This window comes from Saccharospirillum sp. HFRX-2 (genome assembly GCF_043196805.1).
In the GTDB taxonomy this organism is placed as follows: Bacteria; Pseudomonadota; Gammaproteobacteria; order Pseudomonadales; family Natronospirillaceae; genus Saccharospirillum.
Window position 1 is genome coordinate 57,266 of record NZ_JBEBMU010000006.1, and the last position, 24,116, is coordinate 81,381.

The 24,116-nt window shown below is 55.2% G+C and carries 27 protein-coding genes; 1 reads left to right on the top strand and 26 read right to left on the bottom strand.

The features are described 5' to 3' along the window. From ABMA60_RS13110 to ABMA60_RS13125, 4 genes are read right to left on the bottom strand one after another with little or no spacing between them, the layout of a single operon-like run. The gene (locus ABMA60_RS13110; protein WP_392803802.1) at positions 1–288 is read right to left on the bottom strand and encodes a DUF4389 domain-containing protein; all 288 of its coding nucleotides are present in this window, start codon (positions 286–288) and stop codon (positions 1–3) included. Further along, entirely contained in the window at positions 288–1,322 is a 1,035-nt protein-coding gene (locus ABMA60_RS13115) for an NAD(P)H-dependent glycerol-3-phosphate dehydrogenase (RefSeq protein WP_392803804.1), read from the bottom strand. Before ABMA60_RS13115 ends, ABMA60_RS13110 begins: the two co-directional genes overlap by 1 nt. Positions 1,323–1,349: 27 nt before the next feature. Then, entirely contained in the window at positions 1,350–1,826 is a 477-nt protein-coding gene (locus ABMA60_RS13120) for an STAS domain-containing protein (RefSeq protein ID WP_392803806.1), read from the bottom strand. A gap of 33 nt (positions 1,827–1,859) precedes the next feature. After that, positions 1,860–3,044 (bottom strand): SpoIIE family protein phosphatase, encoded by a 1,185-nt coding sequence (locus tag ABMA60_RS13125; RefSeq protein WP_392803808.1) that lies wholly within the window; start codon positions 3,042–3,044, stop codon positions 1,860–1,862. Between the two features lie 94 nt (positions 3,045–3,138). On the opposite strand from ABMA60_RS13125, the gene ABMA60_RS13130 reads away from it, so the two are divergent. Then, positions 3,139–3,441: a PilZ domain-containing protein gene (locus ABMA60_RS13130; protein ID WP_392803810.1), complete on the top strand. Its 303-nt coding sequence runs from the start codon at positions 3,139–3,141 to the stop codon at positions 3,439–3,441. 30 nt (positions 3,442–3,471) lie between these two features. Here ABMA60_RS13130 and ABMA60_RS13135 read toward each other — a convergent pair whose 3' ends face one another. From ABMA60_RS13135 to fliM, 22 genes are all read right to left on the bottom strand, one after another. Beyond that, positions 3,472–4,227, bottom strand: coding sequence for a VacJ family lipoprotein (locus tag ABMA60_RS13135; protein ID WP_392803812.1), 756 nt, complete (start codon positions 4,225–4,227; stop codon positions 3,472–3,474). A gap of 14 nt (positions 4,228–4,241) precedes the next feature. After that, entirely contained in the window at positions 4,242–4,628 is a 387-nt protein-coding gene (locus tag ABMA60_RS13140; protein ID WP_392803814.1) for a hypothetical protein, read from the bottom strand. A gap of 125 nt (positions 4,629–4,753) precedes the next feature. Continuing rightward, positions 4,754–5,233, bottom strand: a complete 480-nt coding sequence (locus tag ABMA60_RS13145) for a chemotaxis protein CheW (protein WP_108165415.1) — start codon at positions 5,231–5,233, stop codon at positions 4,754–4,756. Between the two features lie 73 nt (positions 5,234–5,306). Continuing rightward, positions 5,307–6,314, bottom strand: a complete 1,008-nt coding sequence (locus ABMA60_RS13150) for a chemotaxis protein CheW (RefSeq protein ID WP_392803817.1) — start codon at positions 6,312–6,314, stop codon at positions 5,307–5,309. A gap of 87 nt (positions 6,315–6,401) precedes the next feature. Then, on the bottom strand, positions 6,402–7,172 hold the full coding sequence (locus ABMA60_RS13155; protein WP_392803819.1) for a ParA family protein: 771 nt from the start codon (positions 7,170–7,172) through the stop codon (positions 6,402–6,404). Between the two features lie 71 nt (positions 7,173–7,243). Continuing rightward, a complete protein-coding gene (locus ABMA60_RS13160) occupies positions 7,244–8,068 on the bottom strand; it encodes an OmpA family protein (protein WP_392803821.1) in 825 nt (274 codons plus the stop codon). Continuing rightward, entirely contained in the window at positions 8,065–8,799 is a 735-nt protein-coding gene (locus tag ABMA60_RS13165; RefSeq protein WP_392803823.1) for a flagellar motor protein, read from the bottom strand. The genes ABMA60_RS13160 and ABMA60_RS13165 overlap by 4 nt, the downstream gene beginning before the upstream one ends. A 31-nt stretch (positions 8,800–8,830) precedes the next feature. Next, positions 8,831–9,883 carry a chemotaxis response regulator protein-glutamate methylesterase gene (locus ABMA60_RS13170; RefSeq protein ID WP_392803825.1) on the bottom strand — a complete coding sequence of 351 codons (1,053 nt, stop codon included), beginning with the start codon at positions 9,881–9,883 and terminating at the stop codon, positions 8,831–8,833. 31 nt (positions 9,884–9,914) lie between these two features. After that, positions 9,915–12,107 (bottom strand): chemotaxis protein CheW, encoded by a 2,193-nt coding sequence (locus ABMA60_RS13175; protein ID WP_392803827.1) that lies wholly within the window; start codon positions 12,105–12,107, stop codon positions 9,915–9,917. A gap of 20 nt (positions 12,108–12,127) precedes the next feature. After that, positions 12,128–13,048, bottom strand: coding sequence for a protein phosphatase CheZ (locus ABMA60_RS13180; RefSeq protein ID WP_392803829.1), 921 nt, complete (start codon positions 13,046–13,048; stop codon positions 12,128–12,130). A gap of 34 nt (positions 13,049–13,082) precedes the next feature. Beyond that, the gene (gene cheY / locus ABMA60_RS13185; protein WP_108165422.1) at positions 13,083–13,469 is read right to left on the bottom strand and encodes a chemotaxis response regulator CheY; all 387 of its coding nucleotides are present in this window, start codon (positions 13,467–13,469) and stop codon (positions 13,083–13,085) included. Positions 13,470–13,761: 292 nt separating this feature from the next. Next, positions 13,762–14,475 carry an RNA polymerase sigma factor FliA gene (locus tag ABMA60_RS13190; protein WP_392804191.1) on the bottom strand — a complete coding sequence of 238 codons (714 nt, stop codon included), beginning with the start codon at positions 14,473–14,475 and terminating at the stop codon, positions 13,762–13,764. Positions 14,476–14,497: 22 nt separating this feature from the next. After that, complete coding sequence (locus ABMA60_RS13195) at positions 14,498–15,325, bottom strand: MinD/ParA family protein (protein ID WP_392803832.1); 828 nt, start codon at positions 15,323–15,325, stop codon at positions 14,498–14,500. 61 nt (positions 15,326–15,386) lie between these two features. Further along, positions 15,387–16,745 (bottom strand): flagellar biosynthesis protein FlhF, encoded by a 1,359-nt coding sequence (gene flhF, locus ABMA60_RS13200; RefSeq protein ID WP_392803834.1) that lies wholly within the window; start codon positions 16,743–16,745, stop codon positions 15,387–15,389. Positions 16,746–16,755: 10 nt separating this feature from the next. After that, entirely contained in the window at positions 16,756–18,978 is a 2,223-nt protein-coding gene (flhA, locus tag ABMA60_RS13205; protein WP_392803836.1) for a flagellar biosynthesis protein FlhA, read from the bottom strand. A 110-nt stretch (positions 18,979–19,088) separates the two neighbouring features. Beyond that, positions 19,089–20,243, bottom strand: coding sequence for a flagellar biosynthesis protein FlhB (flhB, locus tag ABMA60_RS13210; protein ID WP_392803838.1), 1,155 nt, complete (start codon positions 20,241–20,243; stop codon positions 19,089–19,091). A gap of 6 nt (positions 20,244–20,249) precedes the next feature. Next, positions 20,250–21,023 (bottom strand): flagellar biosynthetic protein FliR, encoded by a 774-nt coding sequence (gene fliR, locus ABMA60_RS13215; RefSeq protein WP_392803840.1) that lies wholly within the window; start codon positions 21,021–21,023, stop codon positions 20,250–20,252. A gap of 4 nt (positions 21,024–21,027) precedes the next feature. Then, complete coding sequence (fliQ, locus tag ABMA60_RS13220; RefSeq protein WP_392803842.1) at positions 21,028–21,297, bottom strand: flagellar biosynthesis protein FliQ; 270 nt, start codon at positions 21,295–21,297, stop codon at positions 21,028–21,030. A 19-nt stretch (positions 21,298–21,316) separates the two neighbouring features. Further along, positions 21,317–22,048, bottom strand: coding sequence for a flagellar type III secretion system pore protein FliP (gene fliP / locus ABMA60_RS13225; RefSeq protein WP_392804193.1), 732 nt, complete (start codon positions 22,046–22,048; stop codon positions 21,317–21,319). A gap of 13 nt (positions 22,049–22,061) precedes the next feature. After that, the gene (gene fliO, locus ABMA60_RS13230; RefSeq protein ID WP_392803844.1) at positions 22,062–22,499 is read right to left on the bottom strand and encodes a flagellar biosynthetic protein FliO; all 438 of its coding nucleotides are present in this window, start codon (positions 22,497–22,499) and stop codon (positions 22,062–22,064) included. A 61-nt stretch (positions 22,500–22,560) separates the two neighbouring features. After that, the gene (fliN, locus tag ABMA60_RS13235; protein ID WP_392803846.1) at positions 22,561–23,046 is read right to left on the bottom strand and encodes a flagellar motor switch protein FliN; all 486 of its coding nucleotides are present in this window, start codon (positions 23,044–23,046) and stop codon (positions 22,561–22,563) included. Continuing rightward, a complete protein-coding gene (fliM, locus tag ABMA60_RS13240; RefSeq protein WP_392803848.1) occupies positions 23,039–24,115 on the bottom strand; it encodes a flagellar motor switch protein FliM in 1,077 nt (358 codons plus the stop codon). Before fliM ends, fliN begins: the two co-directional genes overlap by 8 nt. Position 24,116: the final 1 nt, after the last annotated feature.

Sequence of the window (24,116 nt, forward strand, 5' to 3'; positions counted from 1 at the left end):
TCAGTCCTCGAGGTCGGTCTCATTCGCCGGCCAATCAGCAAATGGAAAGGGTTTGGCTTCGGTATTAAACAACAAATAATCCAACAGCTGATGCTGATAGCGACCCAGCGCCAGGCAGAAACCACGCAGCCGCTGATTATCGTCGCGCTGAAACCAGCGCCAGATCCACTGCACGGCAGCCAGCAAAAACGTCAGTATGACACTGAGCCGTAGCACCACGCCGAAGATGACCATAAACACCAATCGCAATAATTGGTGCTCGCTGCGTTCTCGCCTGTTCGACTCCATCAGATCCCTGCTCCCATAAACTCGACATCCTGCGCCAGATCACCCGACATCAGATTGCCCGACACTTCCCGAATCGGCTTGTCTTCATAAATGATGGCGTAGAGCCCACCCACCAACGGCATGTAGATACCCATTTCGGCGGCCTTTTCGTGCACCATACGCAGCGTATTAATACCTTCAGCGGTCTCGCCGACGCGCTTGATTGCCTGCTTCAGCGAATCGCCTTCACCGATGTAATAACCTACCCGGTAATTACGGCTCAGTTGCGAGCTACAAGTCACGATTAAATCCCCGACCCCGGCCAGACCCAGGAAGGTCATGGGATTGGCACCCAAACGCACTGCAAATCGGGACATTTCAGCCAGAGCCCGGGTAATGATCGCGGCGCGGGTGTTTTCGGCCATACCCAGAGCCGCAGCCAGACCGGTGATAATGGCGTAGATATTCTTCAGCGCTCCAGCCAACTCAACGCCGTAGATATCCGGGTTACCGTAGACCCGAAAATGCTGGCTGCTCAACAACTGTTGTACATTCTGGCGCAGCGACTGACTGTAGGAAGCAATCACCGTCGCAGAGATTTGCTGTTGGGCGATTTCCTTGGCCAGGTTCGGTCCGCTGATAACGCCGGTTTCGTGGCTTGGCGCCAGGTCATGCAGGATCTGGCTCATCAACTTGAAACTACCCGGTTCAATGCCTTTAGTCAGGCTGATCAGCGCAGTATGAGCCGGCAACAGCGGAACAGCTTGTTCAGTCACCGACCGAAAAGCTTTGGATGGGACGGCAACAAAGACGTAATCGGCATCACTGACGGCAGCGACCAGATCGAGCTCAGGTTGCAAGCGCTCAGACAGTTTATAACCGGGCAGATAACGGCTGTTCTCGCCCTGCTCGCGGATGTCATCGGCCTGTTTTTCACTGCGCATCCACAGTCGAACCGAATGGCCATTGGTTGCAGCGATATTAGCCACTGCTGTACCAAAGCTACCACCGCCCAGAACGGCAATGCGCTGGGGCGGTAAAGGGGAATTGGACACTTTCTCTCCTTGCGATCAGGGCCGGGGCTAGTGCCGCGCCTGATTCTCGATACACTCCACCAGCTCCTTGAATGTCTGGCGGTTATGGTCGTTTAACGACATCAGAATTTTATGAGCTTCCAACACCCGGTCGCGGGCATCGCCTTCATCAACCGGCAAAGCTGGCTGTTCGTCGAGACTCGACTGAGTAGCCGATTCGGGTCGGGAAACGATAGCGAAGACACGATCTCGAAACCCCATGGTTTCGATGAGTCGGGTGATGTCAGCGCGAGTGGATACAAGTGTGGGAACGCGGCCCATGGCCGGAGTAGCAAGACGGGAAACCTTGGCCAGCATACCAAGGCTGGTACTGTCGATGCCTTCAGCTTCGGTGACATCAACCGTCACCGATTGAAACACCGGGTCGTCAACCATTCGGTATAGACAGCTGTCGAGCGTGGTACAGAGCGTCATCCGGACATCGCCTGTCAGCTTAATGACATAGGCACCTGATTTGTTCGCCATTAAAACTCGACCGGTACTCATTGAGGATACGACCTAGGCAATCTTTTCGACCGTTAGCACTGTGATGTCATCCGGCACAGCCTGGGTTTTACCCCTTTCGGTCATCTGCGCCAGAAATTGGAGCATAGTATGGGACGGGTCCGCACCCAACTCAAGTAAGTGCGCTTCCTTTTCTTGTAAACTGCCATCGTTGAGCAGTTCCAGAACTCCATCAGACATAACCGACAGGCGTTCGAAATCCTGTAGCGACAATTCTCGTCCGTTAAAACCGACATCTTCAAACAAACCAACCGCCAGGTTTTCCGGCTCCAAAGCGCGTACCGATTGCGCAATACTCAGTACCGGCGCCGGAAAATGCGCCGCCGAGGCGTAACTCAGTTGCCCAGAGGCCGTATCCAGAACGCCATAGAATACCGTGGCGTGTTTGCCGGTCTGGGTTTTCAGTAGTTCCTGGTTGATCAGCGTCAGCACCTTAGAGGGGTGCAGCACGACGTCTGAACTGCCGTTGTCGATTTCATCGCGCAGACGATCAATCTGGTTTTTGATCAGCAAGGTAATTAAGGCCGAGCTGGCACCGTGACCAGAGACGTCGGCCACATAAAACACCACGCGATCATTCGGCACCGGAAAATAATCGACCAGATCGCCACTGAGATAACTCGACGGCACCATACGATGGTTGATGCGATAACCGCCCCGCTCCAGCGGCTGCTCAGGCAACAAGCGTTGCTGGACCGCACGACCGGCCTGCAAGTCGAGTTTGAGTCGATCAACGTGGTCTTGCAGTTGCTGATTGCGCGCTTCCAGCTCGACCCGGTAACGGTAGTTCTCGCGCACCAACAATGACCGTTCCAGCGCCCGCTCGACCGAATGTTCGAGCACGCCCAGATCAACTATGGGTTTCATCAGGTAATCGCTGGCGCCCAGGCGCAGCGCATCGACCACATCAGACATAACACCGGCACCGGAGACAACGATAACCGGCACTTCATCGGTCACTTCCATGATGCGTCGCAACAACGTCAGGCCATCCATCACTGGCATGCGGATATCGCAAATCACTAAATCCAGGGCTTCTTGCTCGAACAAAGCCAGGGCGGCTTCGCCGGTATCGGCCTCGAGTACGCTGTAACCGCTGTCTTCCAGGTAAGCGACGATGGAATCGCGTACCGCCTGGTCATCGTCCACGACCAGCAGTTTGGCGTCGGTGATTGGCATCTGGTTGACTTCCACTGCGAGATGGAGGCAACTTAACGGGGCGGGGTCTGGAAAGCAATAGACCGCCATCCGCCATCGGCCAGACGAGGTGAGCATGAGCACAGCGGATCGAGATTATGACGAGAAAAGGGACTTCATTCGCATGCGGATGAACGCCCAGGCGCAAATCTTTATAGAGGGAGAGAGCACAGCATTAACCGCCCTGTGTCAGGATTTCAGTGCGGTGGGCATGAGCCTGATAATGGATAAACCACTGTCGCTGGGGACCCAGATACGAGTGGTGATTGAATCGCCCAATGAGCAGCTGTCTTCATTAGACGCTCAGGCTGAAGTGGTGCGTTGCGACGCGGACGGCAATCAATACCGCCACGGCGTCGAGATACTCGGGCTGGATTAGGCAAAAACCTTAACCGGCCAACACCAACGGCTAGAAACTTTCGTCGATGAAACCTTCATCGACGTAGCCTTCTTCGCTGCCATCTTCGTCAATAAAGGCATCCGACCTGACCTCGCCATCATTGACCTGGAACTCACGCATCGAGAAGTAGGCTTCGCGAATGACCGGGTAGGTATCGCCGGAAAACAGACCGTCCGACGACAGCAAATCCGCCCGCGTCTGCAGGCCACTCACCACAAAAATTGCGCCCCGCTCCGCCGGCTCCAGTTCGACGTAGAGCAAAGGATCCTGCCAGAAATCCACCGCCCGACCAGTACCATCGCGTAACGACGACGGTCCCAATACCGGCAACACCAGATAAGGACCGTGACCAAGACCCCAGTAACCCAGCGTCTGACCAAAATCTTCCGGCACCGGTTCAATACCGACCCGGGTCGCCACATCAAAGAGGCCGACCACGCCGACCGTCGAATTTATGGCAAAACGTCCGGTCGCTGCCGCGGTGCGCTGCCATTTGCCCTGCAGCAGATTATTGCTGGCATTACGCACTTCACCGAGGTTAGCGAACACATTACGCACCCCCTGTTCGGCGAAATTCGGCATCACCCAGCGATAGGCACGCGCTGCCGGCCGCACCAACACGCGGTCGACACCGTTATTAAAGGAAAAAATCGCTCGATTCAGCGGCTCCAGTGGATCGCGATCGTCAGCAATGGCCTGACCGGCGCCGAGCAATACCAGGCTCAGCACCAGGGAAGTTAAGGTTTGAGTGGTCTTGGAATTCAAAGCCGAATGATGCCTCAGGCTGTAGTGCGATAATCCTTCATCCAGTCTGCCAAGGCTTGTTCAGCACGGCTTTTGGACGGTCGGTTGGGACGTTGTTCCTGGGCTTGAGCAACGCTGGCTTGTGCCAACAGGCGTTGTTCAAATTCACTGGGCTGACTGCGCACCTGCTTTTCCAGGGTTTTAACGCGGTTACCCACACCAATGGCGCCTTGGTTCATCATTTTCAATTCCTGGCGCAAAAAACGATCCTGATTGAGTAACTGCTGCTGCAGCTGTCGAATCTTACGCGCATGATGCCAAACAACACCGAGCAGCAAAATGGCGACAGCAGCGACGCCCCAGGAAGTCGGTTCCAATGATGCCAGCAAAGCCTGGCCAGTATGCAGCATTTCATTCAACATGACGGATCCCCTCCGTTTGATTATTGACGGTCGTCACACCCTGACCCTCTTTGTGCACAAAGCGGGCCAGTTCGGAGGGGAGAAATAAGTCAGCTGGGAATCAGATAATAACGGCGGTGCTCAAATTACAGCTCGGCAATTTCCTGCCATTCGCGTTCTGTGAGCAGTTTGGCGATTTCGATCAGAATTAAAAGTTCGTCATTCTTGTGGCAAACGCCCTGGATATAACGAGAGCTTTCATCATTTCCGACATTCGGTGCCGTTTCAATTTCGGACGCCTTCAGATACACCACCTCAGCGACTGAATCGACCAGAATACCGACCACCTGATTATCGGATTCGAGAATAACAATGCGGGTATCGTCGGTCAGTTCAGCCGTCTGCAGCCCGAAACGCTCACGGGTATCGATCACCGTGACGACGTTACCGCGCAAATTAATGATGCCGATTACATAGCTCGGTGCACCCGGTACTGGTGAAATCTCGGAATACCGCAAGACTTCACGAACCTGCATCACGTTGAGACCATAAGTCTCGTTACCCAGCCGAAACGTCACCCATTGTAAAACCGAGTCATCACCGGCTTTGATGGTTTGCGCTGTCATAACAGAACCTCTTAATTCATCTGGTTAGCAACTATAGTAGAGTCCGCTCAGGCGTCCAGCTGGGCCGCTGAAATCAGCGTTTTAGAGCCGTTCGCGCAAAGGCGTGCAAATCCACCAGGGCACACATTTGATCGATCACCGTACCGGCCAACCAGGGTCGACTGGTGCGAGTGGAGCGCCATTTCACCGCATCGGGGTGCAGGCTGATAGAGCCTTCTATGGAATGGCAGCCGAAGGCCCAATCCGAACCATGCACACCGACGGCATACTCCAGGCTTTCCTTGCTTTCCGGCCGATAGCGCTCGGGCATCACCAACTGAGCGGTATCGACCACGCGAATGTGGCGATCAGACTGAATCGGCAACAATCCCAGAAACCATTTCGGCTGATCGAACAAAGGCGTCAATTCTTTGTCCATTGGATGAATATTACCCAACAACAATAAAGGCACCGCCAATTTGAGGCCATCGACCACAAATACAAGACAATCAAACCGCTCCTGCCCCCAGACCGGTCGGCCGTTCTCCAGCCAACGACTCAGGCCTTCATCATCGGGCTCAAGCTCAGTGTCAAAATCAATGTCTGCTTGCGGCGCCTCGACCTCAGGTTCAGGCTCGAATACAGGCTCAGGTTCAAATACCGGTTCCGGCTGCTGTATTTCAGCCACCGGCTCAGGCTCGAACGACTGAGGTTCAGGCTCGGGCGGGACATCATCCCAGGTGGGCTCCGGTTCCGCTTGAGCCGTTTCTATTTCAGGTTCAGGTTCAGGTTCAGGTTCAACCACAGGTTCCGGGTCTGGCTGTACTGCCTCAACCTCAGGTTCGGATTCTGCCTGAGACACCTCTGGCTCTGGCTCTGGCTCTGGCTCTGGCTCTGGCTCTGGCTCTGGCTCTGGCTCTGGCTCTGGCTCTGGCTCTGGCTCGACAACAGCATCCTCGACCGCTGCTTCGGCTGCCAAGTCCAATTCTTCGTCTTCAGGCTCGCTGAAGGTGGCTTCATGCAGCATGGCATCCAGATAGGTTGCCAGAGTGCGATCAGCTGCCAGTTCGGTGCGAACCTCTGTTCCTGCCTTGTTATTCATCGCACATGCCCACCCACGCGCCGGCTCAGCACAACACCGGAGCTAAAAAATAACGATTCAAGGTGAGCGCAATGCATCGATTCAACCTCACTCCATCGCCAACAGCGTTTTTAACAATGACTGATACGCCCGGGCGCCACGAGAATCCGGCGAGTAAAGTGAAATCGGCAAGCCTTCGCGGCTGGCATCACGAAAACGGGTGTCGACCGGAATAGCCGACTGCCAGATGCTGCCTTCGTACTGTTCGCGCAAGGTACGCAACGTCTTCAACGACGCCTGAGTACGACGGTCAAACATGGTTGGAATGATCAAATGCTGCAAACCGCGTTTTTGCGATGCCATCACCATGGAGATGGTATGAACCATCCGCTCCAGGCCCTTAAGCGCAAGAAACTCGGTCTGTACCGGCACCAGCAAACGCTTGCACGCTGCCAGCGAATTAATCAGCAATACACCGAGCAGAGGCGGCGTATCGATCAGCGCATAGTCGAAATCGTCCCAGAGGTGCGCCAGTGTCTTGGACACCACCAGGCCCATGCCTTCCTGCTGACTGACGTTACGCTCCAGAGTAGCCAGAGCGGTAGACGCCGGCATCAGCGACATGCCCGGCTGGGAGGTTTCCTTAATCAACTGCTTGGGCAGGTCTTCAGGCACCTTGCCCTTGGTCATAAACAGGTCGTAAGCACTGCGTTCCAGATCATCGGGGTTATAGCCGAAATAACTGGTCAGAGAGCCCTGGGGATCCAGATCGAACACCAATACTCTGTGGCCCTTGTCGGCCAACATGGCGCCCAATGAAACCACCGAGGTGGTTTTCCCCACCCCGCCTTTTTGATTGGCAACGGACCAAACGTGCATGGACTCTCCTTAAACATCCGTTCTTCTTGTTCCGAAAGCGGCCAAAACCTGCCCTCGGACCAAGGACCGCTTCAGGGTTCAGCAACTTCCGGACCAACTGGCGCCGACGTTGATGATATCAGGCTATTAGGCCCGTTCAGCCGCGTAACAACAATACTGACCCGCCGGTTTCGTGCGGCTCGTTGGGCGTTGGTCTCATCAAAGCGCGGTTGATATTCCCCAAACCCTACGGCGGATAGGCGTTCGCCGGCAATTCCCGCCGTCTGCAAATAGCGGACGACATTCGCCGCCCGGGTAACCGATAAGGTCCAATTATCGTCAAACTGACCACCCGGTGGTGATTGATCAGTATAGCCCTCAACGGCCACCGGTTGCTGCAATGGACTCAATAAGGCCGCCACTTCATAGAGAATGGCTTCCGCTTGTGCCGTTATATCGGCCGATCCGGGCAAAAATAAAACCGGTTCCTCTAAATTGATTTCCAGCCATTCGCTATTACCACTGACGCTGATTAACTGATCATCAATGCGCTGGGCAAAGTGTTCTTCCAACTGCTGGCGTAATTCCAATAAGGTCGATTCCTGATGATAGGGCTGGGTATCAGCCAGATTCTCACGAGTACTGGGAATCGGTTCAGGACGATACAACGGATTAAAAAAATCCGGACCCGCCGGCGTTGTCTGCAACTCAATCGGATCAATACTGCTCGGCTCAACATTGAATATCTGTAACAGATTCCGACTGACCGCCTCAAACTTTCCGCTATCAACCGAAGAAATGGCGTAGAGAAACACAAAGAAGGCGAACAACAACGTCAAAAAATCGGCGTACGACAAGATCCAGCGTTGCGACTGATTGGCGCTGAAGCGTTGATTGCGACGACGCCGGCGTCTCATTCACCATACTCCTTCAAGCGACGCTCCAGGACTCTGGGATTTTCACTGTCAGCAATCGCCAGCATGCCATCGAGCACCATCTCATCAAACGCAAAACGCTCTTCCGCCAGAGTTCTCAGGCGGGCCGCAACGGGAAGAAAGAACAGGTTAGCCAGACCAACACCATAGATGGTCGCCACAAAAGCGGTGGCAATACCGCCGCCCAGCGCCTGGGTATCTTCAATCTGGGTCATCACCTGAATCAGTCCCAGAACGGCACCGATAATCCCCATGGTCGGCGCATAGCCACCCAGGGAATCGAACAACTGGGCCGCTTTCAGCCAACGCCCTTCGCGGGTGTCCATCGACACCTCAAGGCTGCGCTGAATTTTGTCACTGGGCTCGCCATCAACCAGCAATTGCAGGCCCAGACGCATAAAGTCGTCAGCCTCGCTATTGGAGTCGGCTTCCAGCGCCAGCAGCCCTTTTTTACGGGCTAACTGACACCAGCGCACCAGCTTCGCTTGAGCGTTGTTGAGCGCCCAGTCAGGGCCGCTGAATACAGATGGGAAATAGCGCCAGGCCAGGCGCCAGGTGGCGGTGTCTGACTGCACCAGACCGGCCGCCAGAGTACCGCCCAAGACAATAGCGGCCGCCGGCAGATTAGTGAGTGAACCGATATGGCCGCCTTCCAGCAGATGGCCGCCAAAGACAGCAAACCAGGCCAGCAGCAACCCCAAAAAAGCGATCATGGTGTAGGTCCCCTGCGTTCAAAACCCCGAATCAGGCCGACACCACCTCTATCAGGCGATTGGCGACTTCATTCAAAGCGATGACTTCATCAGCCAAATTGGCTTTGACCACTGCAGAAGGCATGCCATCAATTACACAGGTCGATGACTCTTGTGCCCAAACCACCCCATCACTGTCTTTGATCAGGCGAGCGCCTTCGCGACCATCAGCGCCCATGCCGGTCAACACTACCGCCAGAATGTTCTTGCCATAGTACTTAACCGCGCTGCCAAAGGTGACATCGACCGAGGGTTTGTAATTGAGTCGCTCATCGCCTTCAAAGATACGCAGCCGATTCTTACCGGAGAACATCATCTGCAGGCCGCCTGGCGCCAACAGCGCTTCACCGGCTTTAAGGCTGTCACCATCACTGGCTTCACGTACGCTCAGCGCACATTGCCGATCAAGCCGTTCGGCAAAAGCGCCGGTAAAGCTGCCCGGCATATGCTGGATCATCAGGATCGGCGCTGGGAAGTTGGCTGGTATTTGCGTCAGTACTTTCTGCAGCGCGACCGGACCGCCGGTGGAGGTACCGATCATCACCAGATCAAAACGCTGCGCATAACGCTTGCGCCGACCGGCCTGAGCCGGTGCCGGTTTTTCCGGCGGTGGTGGTACCGCATCCAGACCGGTCGCCCGGGGACGGGCCTGACCGGCGATGGCAATGATCTTTTCACACAGCGCTTTTTTCAGCGCCGAAGGACCATCGGCGACGTTTTCATAACTCTTGGGCAGGTAATCGACCGCACCGGCATCCAGGGCATCCAGCGTGACCCGGGCGCCAGACTGGGTCAGGGATGAAAACATCAGGATGGGCGTCGGCTGGCGGTTCATAATTTCACGAACCGCCGAGATGCCATCCATCATGGGCATTTCATAGTCCATGGTGATGACATCGGGCTTGAGGCGCACCGCCAGATCGATGGCTTCACGGCCATTGGACGCTTCGCCAACCACCTTAAGCTGAGGATGGGCGTCAATCAGTCCACGAATCCGGGTTCGAAAGAAGCTGGAATCGTCAACGATCATCACCGAGATGGGCATTCAATTCTCCTTAATTGGGCAAACGCCCGCATCAATCCGCAGCGGAATAGGCTTTCAATAAGCCGGGGACGTCAATAATCAGTGCGATACGGCCATCACCCGTGATGGTCGCACCCGACATGCCTTTCGTTCCCTGCAACATTCCACCGAGCGGCTTAATCACCACCTCTTCCTGGCCAACCAGCTGGTCAACCACAAAGCCGACTTTCTGAGTACCGACAGACACCACGACCACATGACCGGCTTCTTCTTTGGGGTCACCACGATGGCCTTTAACCAGCCAGCGCTTGAGGTAATAGAGCGGCAAGGGTTTGCCTCGCACCATCACCACTTCTTTGCCATCGACAACGTTGGTTCGACTCAGATCGAGATGGAAAATTTCATCCACGTTAACCAATGGCAAGGCAAATGCCTGATCACTCAACATCACCATCAGCGTCGGCATAATGGCCAGCGTCAGCGGTACCTTGATGCGAATGGTGGTACCACGGCCTTTTTCCGAATCGATATCAATGGTGCCGTTTAACTGACTGATTTTGGTCTTAACCACGTCCATGCCCACACCGCGACCGGAGATATCGGAGATCTCGGTCTTGGTACTGAAGCCGGGCGCAAAAATCAGGTTATAGCATTCATTGTCGGTCAGACGGTCGGCCGCTTCCTGATCCATGACCCCGCGCTTAACGGCAATACCGCGCAGCACATTCGGGTCCATGCCGCCGCCGTCGTCACGGATCATTAAGAGGATGTGATCGCCTTCCTGCTCGGCTGACAGCACCACTTCACCAGCGCGCGGTTTGCCAGCAGCAGCACGCACGTCGGGCATCTCAACACCGTGGTCAACCGAGTTGCGGACCAAGTGCACCAAAGGATCGGCCAGCGCATCGACCAGGTTTTTGTCGAGGTCGGTTTCTTCCCCGACCAATTGCAGATTCACTTCTTTTTTCAGGCTGCGCGCGAGATCCCGAACCACGCGCGGGAACCGACCAAAGACTTTTTTGATCGGCTGCATCCGGGTTTTCATCACCGAGGTTTGCAGATCACCAGTGACGACGTTGAGGTTACTCACCGCCTTCTGCAGCATTTCGTTTTCCAGCTCACTGCCCAAACGCATCAGACGGTTACGAACCAACGTCAGTTCGCCCACCATGTTCATGATGTCATCGAGTCGTTTGGTGTCGACACGGACAGTGGTATCGCCACCGGCAGCCGCCCGCTGTGGTTCGCCGCCAGCTGCTTTAGCGGGCGCCTTGGCTTCTGCGGGCTTGGCTTCAGCTTTCGGTGCCGCTTGAGGTTCCGGTTTGGCTGCCGCCTTAGGCTCTGGCTTGGCTGCAGCTTTCGGCGCTTCGGCTTTGGGCTTGGCATCGTCTGCCGATGCAGCCGCAGCTTCGTCAGCACCCGCTTTAAACTGACCCTTGCCGTGCAGTTCATCCAGCAGCGCTTCAAATTCATCATCCGTGATTTCGTCACTGTTCGAGGCCGCCGCAGCTGGCGCCACAGGCTTGTCTTCTTTCGCTGGCGCTTCATCGTTGCCGGCTTTGAATTGACCTTTACCGTGTAACTCGTCCAGCAAGGCTTCAAATTCGTCATCGGAGATTTCATCACCACTGCCGGTCAGTTCACTGGCAGCCGGCGGAGGCGTTGACGATTCTGAGCCCGACGCCGGTGCTGATCCGGCCTGATCGTTCGGGGAGATGGCGTCGAGTAATTCTTCAAATTCGGCATCGGTGATGTCATCACCGGGCTTGGGGGCATCCTGGGCGACGTTGGAAGCTTCCTCGGCGGTGTCTGCTGCCACCGCTTGTTCGTCTTCAGCAGGGGCTTCGTCCGCCGAAGCCGGCGCAGCGTATCGATGCAGCAGCGCCACCAGTTCTTCATCGGCAGGCTGAGGTGTTTCGCCATTACTGACTTGAGCGAACATTTCGTTGACGTTATCGAGGCCACGCAACACCGCATCCATCAGATCAGCATCGATCTGACGCAAGCCATTACGCAACGTATCGAAGACGTTTTCCGCAGCGTGGCAACAATCGACCAAGGGTGTCAGTTGCAAAAAACCAGCGCCGCCTTTAACGGTGTGAAAGCCCCGGAAAATGGCGTTGAGCAAATCCCGGTCGTCCGGGCTGCGCTCCAGTTCAATCAGCTGTTCGGACAATTGCTCTAGAATTTCACCAGCCTCAACCAGGAAATCCTGTAAAATCTCTTCGTCCGCTTCGAAGCCCATGCTGCTCTCCTAGACCCCAATCAAAAACCAAGACTGGACAATAGATCGTCCACATCGTCCTGGCTGGATACGACACCCTCAGCATTGGCATTGATCTGAGGTCCTTCGCCTTTATCGCTGACTTCAGCGGTCTTATCGGCGTCAACCTCTGGGCCTTCGCGAACGATGCCAGTTATTTCATCGACCTGGCTGGCCATAAAGACCAAATCCACCAGACTGGCTTCGACCTCCTTGACCAAACTGGTAACTTTATTAATGACCTGACCGGTCAAATCCTGAAAATCCTGTGCCAGCAAAATGCTCGACAGATTGCTGTAGAGCGTTTCGGATTGATCATTCAGCAGAGTAAAAAACCCATCTAAATGCCAATACAGCGAACGAAACTCTTCGGCGCTCATATCCCGATCGACCAGGCGTTTCCACTCGCTTTTCAGACGCGCAGATTCTTCCTTTAACGCACCGGCCACCGGCATGCTTTCTTCGACCAGATCCAAGGTGGTATTGGCCGCTTTTTCCGTCAAAGTAACGACATAACCCAGTCGGTCAGTGGCTTCGGACATTTCCGAAAGCTCCTGCACGCCTTCACCCGGTTTGGCATCAATATGAAAGTTGGTGATGGCGCTGTGCAACGCTCGGGTGAGCCGGCCGACTTCCTGATAGAGCCCCCGATCACGCGCATCCTGCAATTCCTGGAGCGTTTCCAGCGCCGATTCGGTTTCCCCTGCTTCAATACGCTGATGCAGTTCTGCGGCCTTTTCTTTCAATAAATCGGAAAAGGTCGTTCCGGCATAATGTTCGGTCCGGGCCTGTTGTAGCTTAGCCAGAATCGCAACCGCTTCGTCCATATTCTCGTGCTGAACCTGCTCCAGCAGAGCTGGAACCATGGCTTTAAGCGCATCGAGAAACTCAGGAGATAATTTTTTGTTGTCTGGAACAGCCATAACGGCCTCTTTGGTCAACCCTTAACACCGGCTATCAGCCATCTACCCGTTCGAAGATTTTATCGATCTTCTCTTTCAAGGCGGCCGCAGTGAACGGCTTGACGACATAGCCATTGACGCCTGCCTGAGCAGCAGCAACGATCTGATCGCGCTTGGCTTCAGCGGTAACCATCAAGACGGGAATGGATTTCAGACGTTCGTCCGAACGGATTTTCTTGAGCAGTTCGATACCGGTCATGCCCGGCATGTTCCAGTCGGTTACCACAAAGTCGAAATCGCTGCTTTGCAACATCGGCCATGCACTGGAACCATCGTCTGCTTCGTGGGTGTTACTGAAGCCCAGGTCGCGCAAAAGATTCTTAACAATGCGCCGCATCGTTGAAAAATCGTCGACAACCAGGATTTTCATGTTCTTGTCCAAGATGACCTCCTCTAGCCTCACCCGACAAACTGCTTACTGTCTTTATGATAGACGCTGGTAACCGGCTATCCAGTCTTGAGAATGCCTTTTCACTGACCGTCGTGGCTCTAAGCGCTAACTCAAGCCCAATTGTGTTACCACAACTGCGAATGAGAGCACCCACAAGACTCGTCAAGGTCTGTTGGCATCTGTATCGACCGGTGATCGCGATAGTTTAGAGCGTCCGGAAGCCGACTAGTCTACCCCAACAGCGGCCGTGATACAGCCTGACTGAAAGGGCAAATACAAGTGGCTACCACTCGCTCATACGGGCACGCAGGCGCATGGCGGCCTGGGTATGGATTTGACTGATGCGGGATTCACTGACGCCCAGAACAGCGCCGATTTCCTTGAGGTTGAGCTCTTCGTCGTAATACAGCGACAACACCAGTTGCTCACGTTCTGGTAACTGCTTGATGGCATCAGCCAACTGGTGATTACGCTGGTCAGACTCCACTTCCGAATGCGGTGCCAGGTGCTGGCTGTTACCTACCTGGTAATCCTGCAGATCACCATTGCCCTGCTCCATCAGCTCTTCAAAGCTGAACAGCCGTGAGCCTTGAGTGTCTTTGAGCAGGGAGTAGTAGTCGTCCAGACTCATCTCCAGCACAGCGGCGACTTCCTGATCCTGGGCGTCGCGGCCTTCGCGCATTTCGATCTCGCGAATAGCATCGGCAATGCGGCGCGAATTGCGGTGTACCGAACGCGGAATCCAGTCACCCTTGCGCACTTCATCGAGCATGGCACCGCGAATACGAATGCCGGCGTAGGTTTCAAAACTGGCACCCTTGGTATGATCGTAATTCTGTGCAGCCTCAAACAAGCCGATCATGCCCGATTGCACCAGGTCTTCCAGCTGTACGCTTTCTGGCAGACGAGCCAGCAAGTGATGGGCAATGCGCTTGACCAGCACACCCTGCTCGTTTACCAGGCGGTCGTAATCGACCTTTTTTTCGGTCTGATACATAGTGTAATGCTGCACCGACATGTCAGGCGACTCCAGTAGTCCCCTGGACCAGCCGCTCCACAAAAAATTCGAGATTTCCCCGAGGTGTGGTTGGCAAGGGCCAGGTCGCGACCTTCTGGGCCAGTGAACGATAAGCGATCGCGGCTTTGGACCGCGGATACGCCTCGACAACGGCCTTCTGGCGCTGGACGGCCTTACGTACCGATTCATCCATGGGTACTGAGCCGACATATTGAAGCGTCACATCCAAAAAGCGATCCGTGACCTTCGATAATTTATTGAACAGCGCCTGACCTTCATTGGGCGTACGGACCATATTAGCCAACACCCGGAAACGATCCATCTTGCAGTCGCGGTTCAACACCTTGATCAAAGCATAAGCATCGGTCACCGACGTGGGTTCGTCAGTCACCACCATCAGTGTTTCCTGAGCAGCGCGGACAAAGGACGTGACCGTCCGCGAAATACCGGCGGCGGTATCGACAATCAAGACGTCCATATCGTCGCCCAGATCACTGAACGCACCGATGATGCCTGCGTGTTCCTGTTCGCCCAGGTTGGCCATGCGCTGGGTGCCAGACGAAGCCGGAATGATGCGAATGCCACCGGGACCGGGTACCAGGATATCGCGCAGCTCTGCCTCGCCAGACAACACATCGCCGATATTGCGGCCGGACGAAACGCCCAGCAGCACATCGATGTTGGCCAAACCCAGATCGGCATCGAGCAACACCACTCGCTTGCCTTGCTCCGCCAGTGCCACAGCAATGTTCACGGACACATTGCTTTTACCTACGCCGCCCTTACCACCGGTGACGGCCAGTACCTGTATCGGTTTCAAACCACTCATTCGCTCGTTTAACTCCGTTAGCCCAGTATAGGCAATTACCATCGTCTTTGATGGCCCTGTGTCAGCTCGCCTGGGCAAGCCCTGGGCGTGTTTCATCCAACGCGCGCGCCAATCGTTTCACCAGCCGCACCGGATCGACACTGTCAATATCCTGCGGGATGCGCTGACCATCGGTGTTGTACCACAAAGGCCAGCGGTGACGCAGCAAGCTGTCAAAAACACTGCCAAAACAAGGCGCTTCATCCAGCTTGGTAATAATGGCGCCCGCCAGATGTTGACTCGGAAACGCCTGAATAAACTGGTTCAGACTGTCGCTGTTGGCAGTCGCCGGCATCACCAGCACGCTTTGGATGCGCGCATCCAGACCCGTATCGACTACCTGCTCGCGCCACTGACGCAACGCCTCGGCGCTGCCGCTGGTGTCGATCAATACCAGATGATAATGCGCCAGCTCTTGCAGTGTTTCCGCCAGGCTGTCGTCCTCACCGAGGGCGCGATAATCCACACCCAAAATCTGACTGACCGACGCCAGGGTATCCTGGGCCCCCAGCTGGTAACAATCGGTACTGACCACCGCCACCTTGGCATGGCCACGGCGTTTGACCGCCCGGGCCGCCAGCTTGGCCAGCGTTGTGGTTTTGCCGGCGCCGGTTGGGCCACAGAGTGCCACCACGCCGCCTTCAGTCAACGGATCAAACACCGGCACCGACAGGCCAGAAGCCAGCCGCGCCAGCAGACGACGCCAGTTGGCATCCAGAGCAGCATCACGGTTGTAGTGACGCAACAGCGAACGCTGCACCGATTCACCCAACCCCAGGGCGCGCAAGCGGCCTTCCAGTTTTTCCAGCTGAGGCGTTTGTGGCCCCACCACCGGCGCCTGTAAAAAATCGCTTTGCTGTTTGAGCATTTGACGCAGACTGTCGATTTCCTGACGCATCAGGGTCATCAATTCCTGGTCGGACTGAGCGCGCAGCTGGGTTGGCTGAGCCTCTGCTTTCGGCGTCGGCCGCTGTGCCGCCTGCTCGACACGCTGCTGGGCTTCCATGGCACGTGCCAGGGGAGAATCCAGTGTCTGATCGGCAGCAGAACTGCTGGTCGCTGAGCGGTCCGGTGCCAGATCACCAAAGGCAGCACGACTGTGCGGCGCCAGATTTTCCAGCAATCCCTTCAGGCTCTCAGTATCCAGCTTGGGCTGACCATCATTCTGGCGCGGATGTGCCTTGATAATGGCATCCGGGTCCGGTGCGGCCGGTCGGTTGGCTTCAAAGCGAGCGAATTCTGCCTCATCGACACCAGCGACAATCTCGGTGCCCTCGGGCAGTTTGCGCGTCGACAGAATCACCGCTTCCGGCCCCAGAGCCTCGGCAACCTGCTTCAGCCCAACCTGCATGCTGGCAACGACAAAGCGTTTCACTTTCATCGATTTATCCTCACTGACCGCCTACCGTGGCCACGATGGTGATGTGTTTGTTATCCGGTATTTCCTGGAAACTGAGGACCTTCAATCCCGGCACGCCGTGGCGAACAAAGCGCGCCAACAACATACGAATTGAACCGGAGACCAGCAGGATGGAGGGCTTGCCCTCACCTTCCAGACGTTGCGACGTCTCTTGCAAAGATTGCTGCAGTCGCTCGGCCATACCCGGCTCCAAGGTCACACCGTCAAGATTTCCATCATTTCCGGCCTGTTGAACAGTCTTCTGCAACAACTGTTCCAACCCTCGATCCAGAGTGATCACCGGTATTTCACGCTCGTTACCAACGATGCCCTGGACGATCATGCGCGACAGTCCCATGCGCGCTGCGCCAGTCAGGATGGCGATATCCTGGCTCTTCGGCTGCAGATTGGTCAGCGACTCGGCAATGGTCCGCAGGTCGCGCACCGGCACCTCTTCCATCAGCAGGTTCTGCAACACCTTGAGCAACTGACTGAGCGTCAAAGTATTGGGCACCAGTTCTTCGGCCAGCTTGGGCGATTTCTTGGTAAGCAGATCCAGCATCTGCTGGGCTTCTTCATGACCGAGCAGTTCATAGGCGTGCTGATGCAGCAGATGGTTAACGTGCGTCGCCACCACCGTACTGGCATCGACCACGGTGTAGCCGAGCGTCTGGGCGCGATCACGCTGCGTCGACTCAATCCACACCGCTTCCAGACCGAAAGCCGGGTCCTGGGTCTTGATACCGTCTAGCGAGCCGAACACCTGGCCCGGATTAATCGCCATATCGCGATCCGGATACACCTCAGCTTCAGCGATTCCCACGCCCATCAGCGTCAGCCGATAGGCATTGGGCATCAGATCGAGGTTGTCGCGGATATGAATCGACGGCACCAGAAAACCCAGGTCCTGAGACAGCTTCTTGCGAATGCCTTTGATGCGGCCGAGCAATTGCCCGCCTTGTGAGCGATCCACCAACGGAATCAGGCGATAGCCGACTTCCAGTCCGACAATATCGACCGGTTGCACATCGTCCCAACTGAGCTCTTTGGTATCACTTTCAACGCTGGCCACCGGCGGTGCGCCACCGGGTTCGACCTTGCCGGTTTTAGCGCTCGCCCCGGCACCACTGGGCGCCGGTGCGCCGGGCAGGAAAGATTCGCCGGCGGCAACTTTTTGGCGGTAGACAATAAAGAGCGCACCGACCAGACAGATAAACGCCAGTGACAAAAACACGAAATGCGGCATACCGGGCAGCACGCCCATGACCCCGATCAGAAAAGCAGCGATGCTCAGCGCCCGAGGCGTAGAGAACATCTGATGCAGAATCTGCTCGCCCATTTCCTGGCTGTTGGAGTTGCGCGTCACCATGATGGCCGCGGCAACCGACAACAACAGCGACGGAATCTGTGCAACCAGACCATCACCGATGGTCAGCAACGCATAGCGTTCCACCGCCTGACCGAATTCCAACTGATGCTGCAACATACCGATGGCCAGACCACCGAAGATGTTAATCGCCAGAATCAGAATACCGGCGATGGCATCGCCGCGAACAAACTTTGACGCACCGTCCATGGAGCCATAGAAGTCGGCTTCCTGGGCGATCTCAGTGCGGCGGGTTTTGGCGGTTTCGGCATCGATCAGGCCTGCGTTCAGATCGGCGTCAATCGCCATCTGTTTGCCGGGCATGGCATCCAGGGTGAAACGCGCGCTGACTTCCGAGACCCGGCCGGCACCTTTGGTAACCACCACAAAATTGATGATCATCAGGATGGCAAAAACGATAAAACCAACGGCGTAATTACCGCCAATCAAGACCTCACCAAAGGCCTCGATCACCTGACCGGCAGCGTCACCGCCCTCATGGCCATAGAGCAACACCACCCGCGTCGACGCCACGTTCAGCGCCAGACGCAACAAGGTCGCGACCAGAATGATGGACGGAAAGACGGCAAAGTCGAGCGGACGCAGTACGTAGATGGTTACCAGCAACACCACGATCGACAAGGCGATGTTAAAGGTGAAAAAGGAGTCCAGTACAAAGGGCGGTACCGGCAGCGTCATCAAGCCCAGTACCAGCAACAACATCAAGGGCACACCGAGGACGCGCTGCGTCATCAGTTTGGCATTGGTGCGGGTGGAGCTGAGAACGGCGCCGCGATCGAGACCGCGTACCTGGGTTCCCAACCCTCTTACATTATCGAGGAAAGCCATCTGTCAATAATCAGGCGAATCTGTAGGTTCAACAGACTGTTTGCACGGATCGGGCCAGAATGAGATGGCACTCTCAAATTGCTCGGAACAGCGTCACAACCGAGCGTGACTTACTGCTGCGGAGGCGGCTCGTCCTCACGCAGATCGTCGGGAATCGGGAAGTCCGGTTTGGCTTCCGGCTTGGGCGCACGCCCTTTGCGCCACTGATCAATCTGATAGACGTAAGCCAATACCTGAGCCACAGCGATGTACAAGCCTTCCGGGATCTCATCGCCAATCTTGGTGTGGTAATAAACCGAACGCGCCAAGGGTGGAATTTCCATCACCGGTATTTTGTATTCGTTGGCGATTTCACGAATTTTCAAAGCGGATTCATCGATGCCCTTGGCCAGCAAGACGGGCGCCGGCATGGAATTAGGCTCATACTTCAGCGCTACTGCAAAGTGGGTCGGGTTGGTGATAACCACGTCGGCATCGGGCACATCCGACATCATGCGACGGTTCGCCATTTCGCGCTGCAACTGACGAATCTTACTTTTCACCTCAGGCTTACCTTCGGTGTTTTTATATTCTTCTTTGATCTCCTGCATGGTCATACGCAATTTCTTGGTATGACTGTAAATCTGAAAAGGAATATCCAGCGCCGCAATAATCAAAGTACTGGAGCAGATAATTAAAAAGGTCCAGGCCAACAGGACGACCGCATGTTTAATGGCGGGTTCGGTCGGCTCAAACACCATCGACAGAAAATCGTTTTTCAGGCCGAACAGTGCGATAACCGACACCGTGCCGACCACCAAAACCTTGCCCCAGCCTTTCAGCAACTCAACCAGCGCATTCATCGAAAACATCCGCTTGATACCCGACAGCGGATTAATACGGCTGGCTTTTGGCGCCGCAGCCTTGGCGGCAAAATTCCATCCGCCCAAGGCAATGGGACCGACGATGGCAGCGACTAACAACAGCGCAAAGACCGGCACCAACGACCAGAGTGCTTCAAAGATCGAAGCTTCCAGATAACGCAGCGCAACGATGGTGTCCCAACTGGCTTGACGATCGAAACTGAAGGTGAATTTCATGATACCCAACATCGACTCGCCAACGCTGGGTCCGAACAACAACATACTGACAGCACCGGCTAACAAGACGGCGCTGGTGTTCAACTCACGCGAGCGCGCGACATTGCCTTCTTCACGCGCTTTCTGGAGTTTTCGTTCCGTGGGTTCTTCGGATTTCTCCTGGGAACTGTCGTTCTCATCTGCCATGACGTCTTACCAGGCCATTAAGTTGCGCATAAAATCGACATGAATGCCGACCAGCCTTTGCACCATGGGATAGGCCGCCCAATAACTGGCCCAGACAATCACCAGACCAGCCAGCATGGAGACCGGAAAACCCAGGGTAAACACGTTCAGCTGCGGCGCGGCACGAGTCATCACACCGAAGGTCAGGTTGACCAACAGCAAGGCGGCAATGGCCGGCAGTGCCAGCATCAGTGACGCGCGAAACACCCAGGAACCAAACTCCGCAGCAGCCAGGAAACTACCCTGGTTAAAACTGATCGGTGCCACCGGCAGCACATCAAATGAATCGGCCAGCACTTCCAGCACCACCAGATGACCATTAATGGCCAGAAAAACCAGCGTCACCAAAACCTGATACCACTGCGCCAACACAGCCACATTAATGCCGTTGGCCGGATCCACCATCGAAGCAAAGCCCAGGCCCATCTGCATCGAAATAATCTGACCTGCCAAAACAACCACCTGCAAAATAGCCAGCACCACAAACCCCAGCACCACACCGATTAATATCTGATGCGCGATGATGACCAGGCTGCCCAGGCCGGTCACTTCGATCATCGGCATGGGCGGCAAAATGGGATAAAGCGCCGTAGTCCAGACAAAGGCCAATAACACCCGAACCCGCACCGGCGTCACCCGTGCGCCCAGTACCGGCACGATCATAAAAAAGCCAGTGATGCGGAAAAACGGCCACATATAGTGGCTGATCCAGGAGGCGATCTGGGCGTCAGTCAGTTCCACTTCGCTACCCGATCAGGATGGGAATATTAAAAATAATGGTATTGGTGTAATCGACCACCTTAGCAACAATCCACGGACCGGTGACGATCAAGACCACCAGGGTGATGATCAAACGCGGCAAAAAACTCAGCGTCTGTTCGTTAATCTGGGTGGCGGCCTGAAAGGTCGCGACGATCAAACCAACAACCAGTGAAGGTCCGATAATCACGGTCACAATCACCACCACAATAAACAGCGCTTCGGAAAACAGATCCGCAATGTTGGCAGCATCCATCAGTCAGTCTCTCCCGAATTCAGACAAAACTTGAAGCCAGCGATCCCATGATCATGGCCCAGCCGTCGACGAGGACGAACAGCATGATCTTGAACGGCAGCGAAATAATGATGGGCGACAACATCATCATACCCATCGACATCAAAATAGAGGCGACCACCAGATCGATGATCAAAAAAGGAATGAACAACAAAAAGCCAATTTGAAAAGCGGTTTTTAATTCACTGGTGACAAAGGCCGGAATCAAAATATTCAGCGGAGTCGCTTCCGGTGTTTCAATTTCACCTTCCATATCCGCCAGGCGCACAAAGAGATTCAAATCGGTCTCGCGCGTCTGGTTGAGCATAAAATCTTTCATCGGCGCCAAACCGCGATCGATGGCTTCGAGCGGTAAAATTTCTTCGGACATATAGGGTTGGATGGCATCGCGGTTTATCTGCATAAACACCGGATACATGATGAAAAAGGTGAGGAATAACGCCAGGCCAATCAGCATCTGATTCGAGGGTGTCTGCTGCAAACCGATGGCCTGCCGCAGGATGGCGAACACCACAATGATGCGGGTAAAACTGGTCATCATCATCAACGCTGCCGGAATAAAGGTCAGCGCCGTCATGATGGCGAGAATCTGGATGGTGACGGTGTATTCCTGACCGCCGTCTTCGGTACCGGTGACGGTCAGAGCGGGAATGCCTTCTGCGTGGGCAAAACCGGCCAGCAGAGAAAGCAGGCCAAAGGCGATGACAATCAGCAGGCGACTGTAATCAGTCGCCAGAGTTTGAGCGGTTCTTAGTGTTCTTTTGATGCTTGGCCAGAGGGTCACTATCCAGTCCTTTCAACAAGCCTTTCATGCGATCGGCGAATGGACTGGTCAGTGGTAACTCTGTCAGATCAGGGGGCTCATCGAAGCGATGCAGGGTATTGATGTTGTTATTGGTGACTCCGAGCAACAGGTAGTCGTCGAACGCCTTCACCAACATCAATTTTTCCCGGGTGCCCAGCGGCATGACCGACAGTACCTTGATGTGACGGTGATTGAAGCTCGTACCGCCAGCCATTCGTCGTACTAACCAGCCACACGCAAAGATAAGGCCAACAATGAAGACCAGGGTTAAAGTCAGCTTAAAATAGTCGCTGCCACCGCCTGGCAGCAGGCTTGAGGACGATGGCTGCGCCCAGCCTGGCAACGACCATAACGCCATCAACAATCCAACCAGGCTGAGATGCGTCAATTTTTTGCTGCGGGTGTCAAAACCCATGACATTACCTCAGCCGCTGAATGCGTTCTTGCTGACTGACCACATCGGTCAGGCGGATACCGAACTTCTCGTTCACCATCACCACCTCGCCATGCGCAATCAGCGTACCGTTGACCAGCACGTCCAAGGGTTCACCGGCCAGACGATCCAGTTCGATCACACTGCCCTGGTTCAGCTGCAGCAAATTGCGAATCGGAATCTGGGTGTTACCGACTTCCATCGAGATGGTCACCGGAATATCCAGAATCACATCCAGGTTCGGTGTGTCATCGCTGCTGCCAGTGCTGGTCGGCGCGCCCGGTGGTGTTACCTCGAACTCTTCCAGCGGCGCCCGCGGGTTGGCGTCAGCACTGACATCATTATCATCGCTGTCGTCATCACCGGTTTCACCGGCTTCGGCCATGGCCGCTGCCCAGTCTTCAGACAGCGCTTCATCTTCGCCGCCTTCCATGTTGTTTTCGTCTTCGTTTGGCAGATCGTCATCACTCATCTTGATTCTCCTGCTTGACCGCCTCGTTTATGGCCTCGACGGCGTGTTCTTCCCGTTTTTTCTGGCGCTGGCCCATCAGCCGCGTTTTCAGATCGCCGACATCACGGGAGTTCGTCTTGACCGGCTTGATCACTTTCAATGCAAGGTTCTCGCCGGATTGTCCCAATTTACATTCGAATAACGGCACCTGATTGGCCGTCATGGTGATGCTCTCGGGCAGATCGATCGGAATGATGTCGCCCGCTTCCAGTTCAACCAGATCACGCAGCTTGATATCGCGTTCCACCACCTTGGTATTGATCGGCACCTTGGCGCGCAGAATGTCGTGGCGCAGTGAATCGATCCAGCGATCATCGACTTCATCGACGTCACTCTGCACACCGGCATCCAGCACTTCGCGCACCGGTTCAATCATCGAATAGGGCATGGTGACGTGCAGGTCACCACCGCCGCCATCGAGCTCGACGTGGAAGGTCGATACCACCACCACCTCGCTGGGCGAAACGATGTTGGCCATGGCCGGGTTAACTTCCGAGGAGACGTATTCGAAATCGACATCCAGCACCGCCGCCCAGGCTTCTTTCATATCCTGGAATACCTGAGACAGCACCATCTGCACCACGCGGATTTCCGTCGGGGTAAATTCCCGGCCTTCGATCTTGGCGTGACGACCGTCACCGCCGAAGAAGTTGTCCACCAGTTTGAACACCAGCTTGGCGTCGAGAATAAACAGCGCCGTGCCGCGCAATGGCCGCACTTTCACCAGGTTCAAACTGGTCGGTACATAGAGGGTATGGACGTATTCACCGAACTTGAGAATCTGAATCCCGCCGGTGGCCACGTCCGCGCTGCGCCGCAAAAAGTTAAACATGCTGATGCGGGTATAGCGCGCAAAACGTTCGTTGATCATCTCCAGGGTCGGCATCCGGCCCCGGACAATGCGGTCCTGACTGGTTAGGTCGTAGGTTTTGACCCCAGTGCCGTCCCCGGCGTCCTCTTCTTCAACGGCGCCATCGTCAATGCCGTGTAAGAGCGCATCAATTTCGTCTTGTGAGAGTAAGTCCTGCACG

What these genes read in the sequence shown, in the direction of transcription:
- ABMA60_RS13125 (WP_392803808.1), bottom strand. Translation starts at nt 3,044, where the DNA reads ATGCCAATCACCGACGCCAAACTGCTGGTCGTGGACGATGACCAGGCG.
- ABMA60_RS13145 (WP_108165415.1), bottom strand. Translation starts at nt 5,233, where the DNA reads ATGACAGCGCAAACCATCAAAGCCGGTGATGACTCGGTTTTACAATGG.
- ABMA60_RS13195 (WP_392803832.1), bottom strand. Translation starts at nt 15,325, where the DNA reads ATGAGTGGTTTGAAACCGATACAGGTACTGGCCGTCACCGGTGGTAAG.
- ABMA60_RS13165 (WP_392803823.1), bottom strand. Translation starts at nt 8,799, where the DNA reads ATGATCGCTTTTTTGGGGTTGCTGCTGGCCTGGTTTGCTGTCTTTGGC.
- fliN (WP_392803846.1), bottom strand. Translation starts at nt 23,046, where the DNA reads ATGAGTGATGACGATCTGCCAAACGAAGACGAAAACAACATGGAAGGC.
- ABMA60_RS13150 (WP_392803817.1), bottom strand. Translation starts at nt 6,314, where the DNA reads ATGAATAACAAGGCAGGAACAGAGGTTCGCACCGAACTGGCAGCTGAT.
- ABMA60_RS13130 (WP_392803810.1), top strand. Translation starts at nt 3,139, where the DNA reads ATGAGCACAGCGGATCGAGATTATGACGAGAAAAGGGACTTCATTCGC.
- ABMA60_RS13170 (WP_392803825.1), bottom strand. Translation starts at nt 9,883, where the DNA reads ATGCCCATCTCGGTGATGATCGTTGACGATTCCAGCTTCTTTCGAACC.
- fliQ (WP_392803842.1), bottom strand. Translation starts at nt 21,297, where the DNA reads ATGGATGCTGCCAACATTGCGGATCTGTTTTCCGAAGCGCTGTTTATT.
- ABMA60_RS13175 (WP_392803827.1), bottom strand. Translation starts at nt 12,107, where the DNA reads ATGGGCTTCGAAGCGGACGAAGAGATTTTACAGGATTTCCTGGTTGAG.
- ABMA60_RS13180 (WP_392803829.1), bottom strand. Translation starts at nt 13,048, where the DNA reads ATGGCTGTTCCAGACAACAAAAAATTATCTCCTGAGTTTCTCGATGCG.
- flhF (WP_392803834.1), bottom strand. Translation starts at nt 16,745, where the DNA reads ATGAAAGTGAAACGCTTTGTCGTTGCCAGCATGCAGGTTGGGCTGAAG.
- ABMA60_RS13110 (WP_392803802.1), bottom strand. Translation starts at nt 288, where the DNA reads ATGGAGTCGAACAGGCGAGAACGCAGCGAGCACCAATTATTGCGATTG.
- ABMA60_RS13160 (WP_392803821.1), bottom strand. Translation starts at nt 8,068, where the DNA reads ATGAGACGCCGGCGTCGTCGCAATCAACGCTTCAGCGCCAATCAGTCG.
- ABMA60_RS13140 (WP_392803814.1), bottom strand. Translation starts at nt 4,628, where the DNA reads ATGTTGAATGAAATGCTGCATACTGGCCAGGCTTTGCTGGCATCATTG.
- ABMA60_RS13190 (WP_392804191.1), bottom strand. Translation starts at nt 14,475, where the DNA reads ATGTATCAGACCGAAAAAAAGGTCGATTACGACCGCCTGGTAAACGAG.
- flhA (WP_392803836.1), bottom strand. Translation starts at nt 18,978, where the DNA reads ATGGCTTTCCTCGATAATGTAAGAGGGTTGGGAACCCAGGTACGCGGT.
- ABMA60_RS13120 (WP_392803806.1), bottom strand. Translation starts at nt 1,826, where the DNA reads ATGGCGAACAAATCAGGTGCCTATGTCATTAAGCTGACAGGCGATGTC.
- flhB (WP_392803838.1), bottom strand. Translation starts at nt 20,243, where the DNA reads ATGGCAGATGAGAACGACAGTTCCCAGGAGAAATCCGAAGAACCCACG.
- fliO (WP_392803844.1), bottom strand. Translation starts at nt 22,499, where the DNA reads ATGGCGTTATGGTCGTTGCCAGGCTGGGCGCAGCCATCGTCCTCAAGC.
- ABMA60_RS13155 (WP_392803819.1), bottom strand. Translation starts at nt 7,172, where the DNA reads ATGCACGTTTGGTCCGTTGCCAATCAAAAAGGCGGGGTGGGGAAAACC.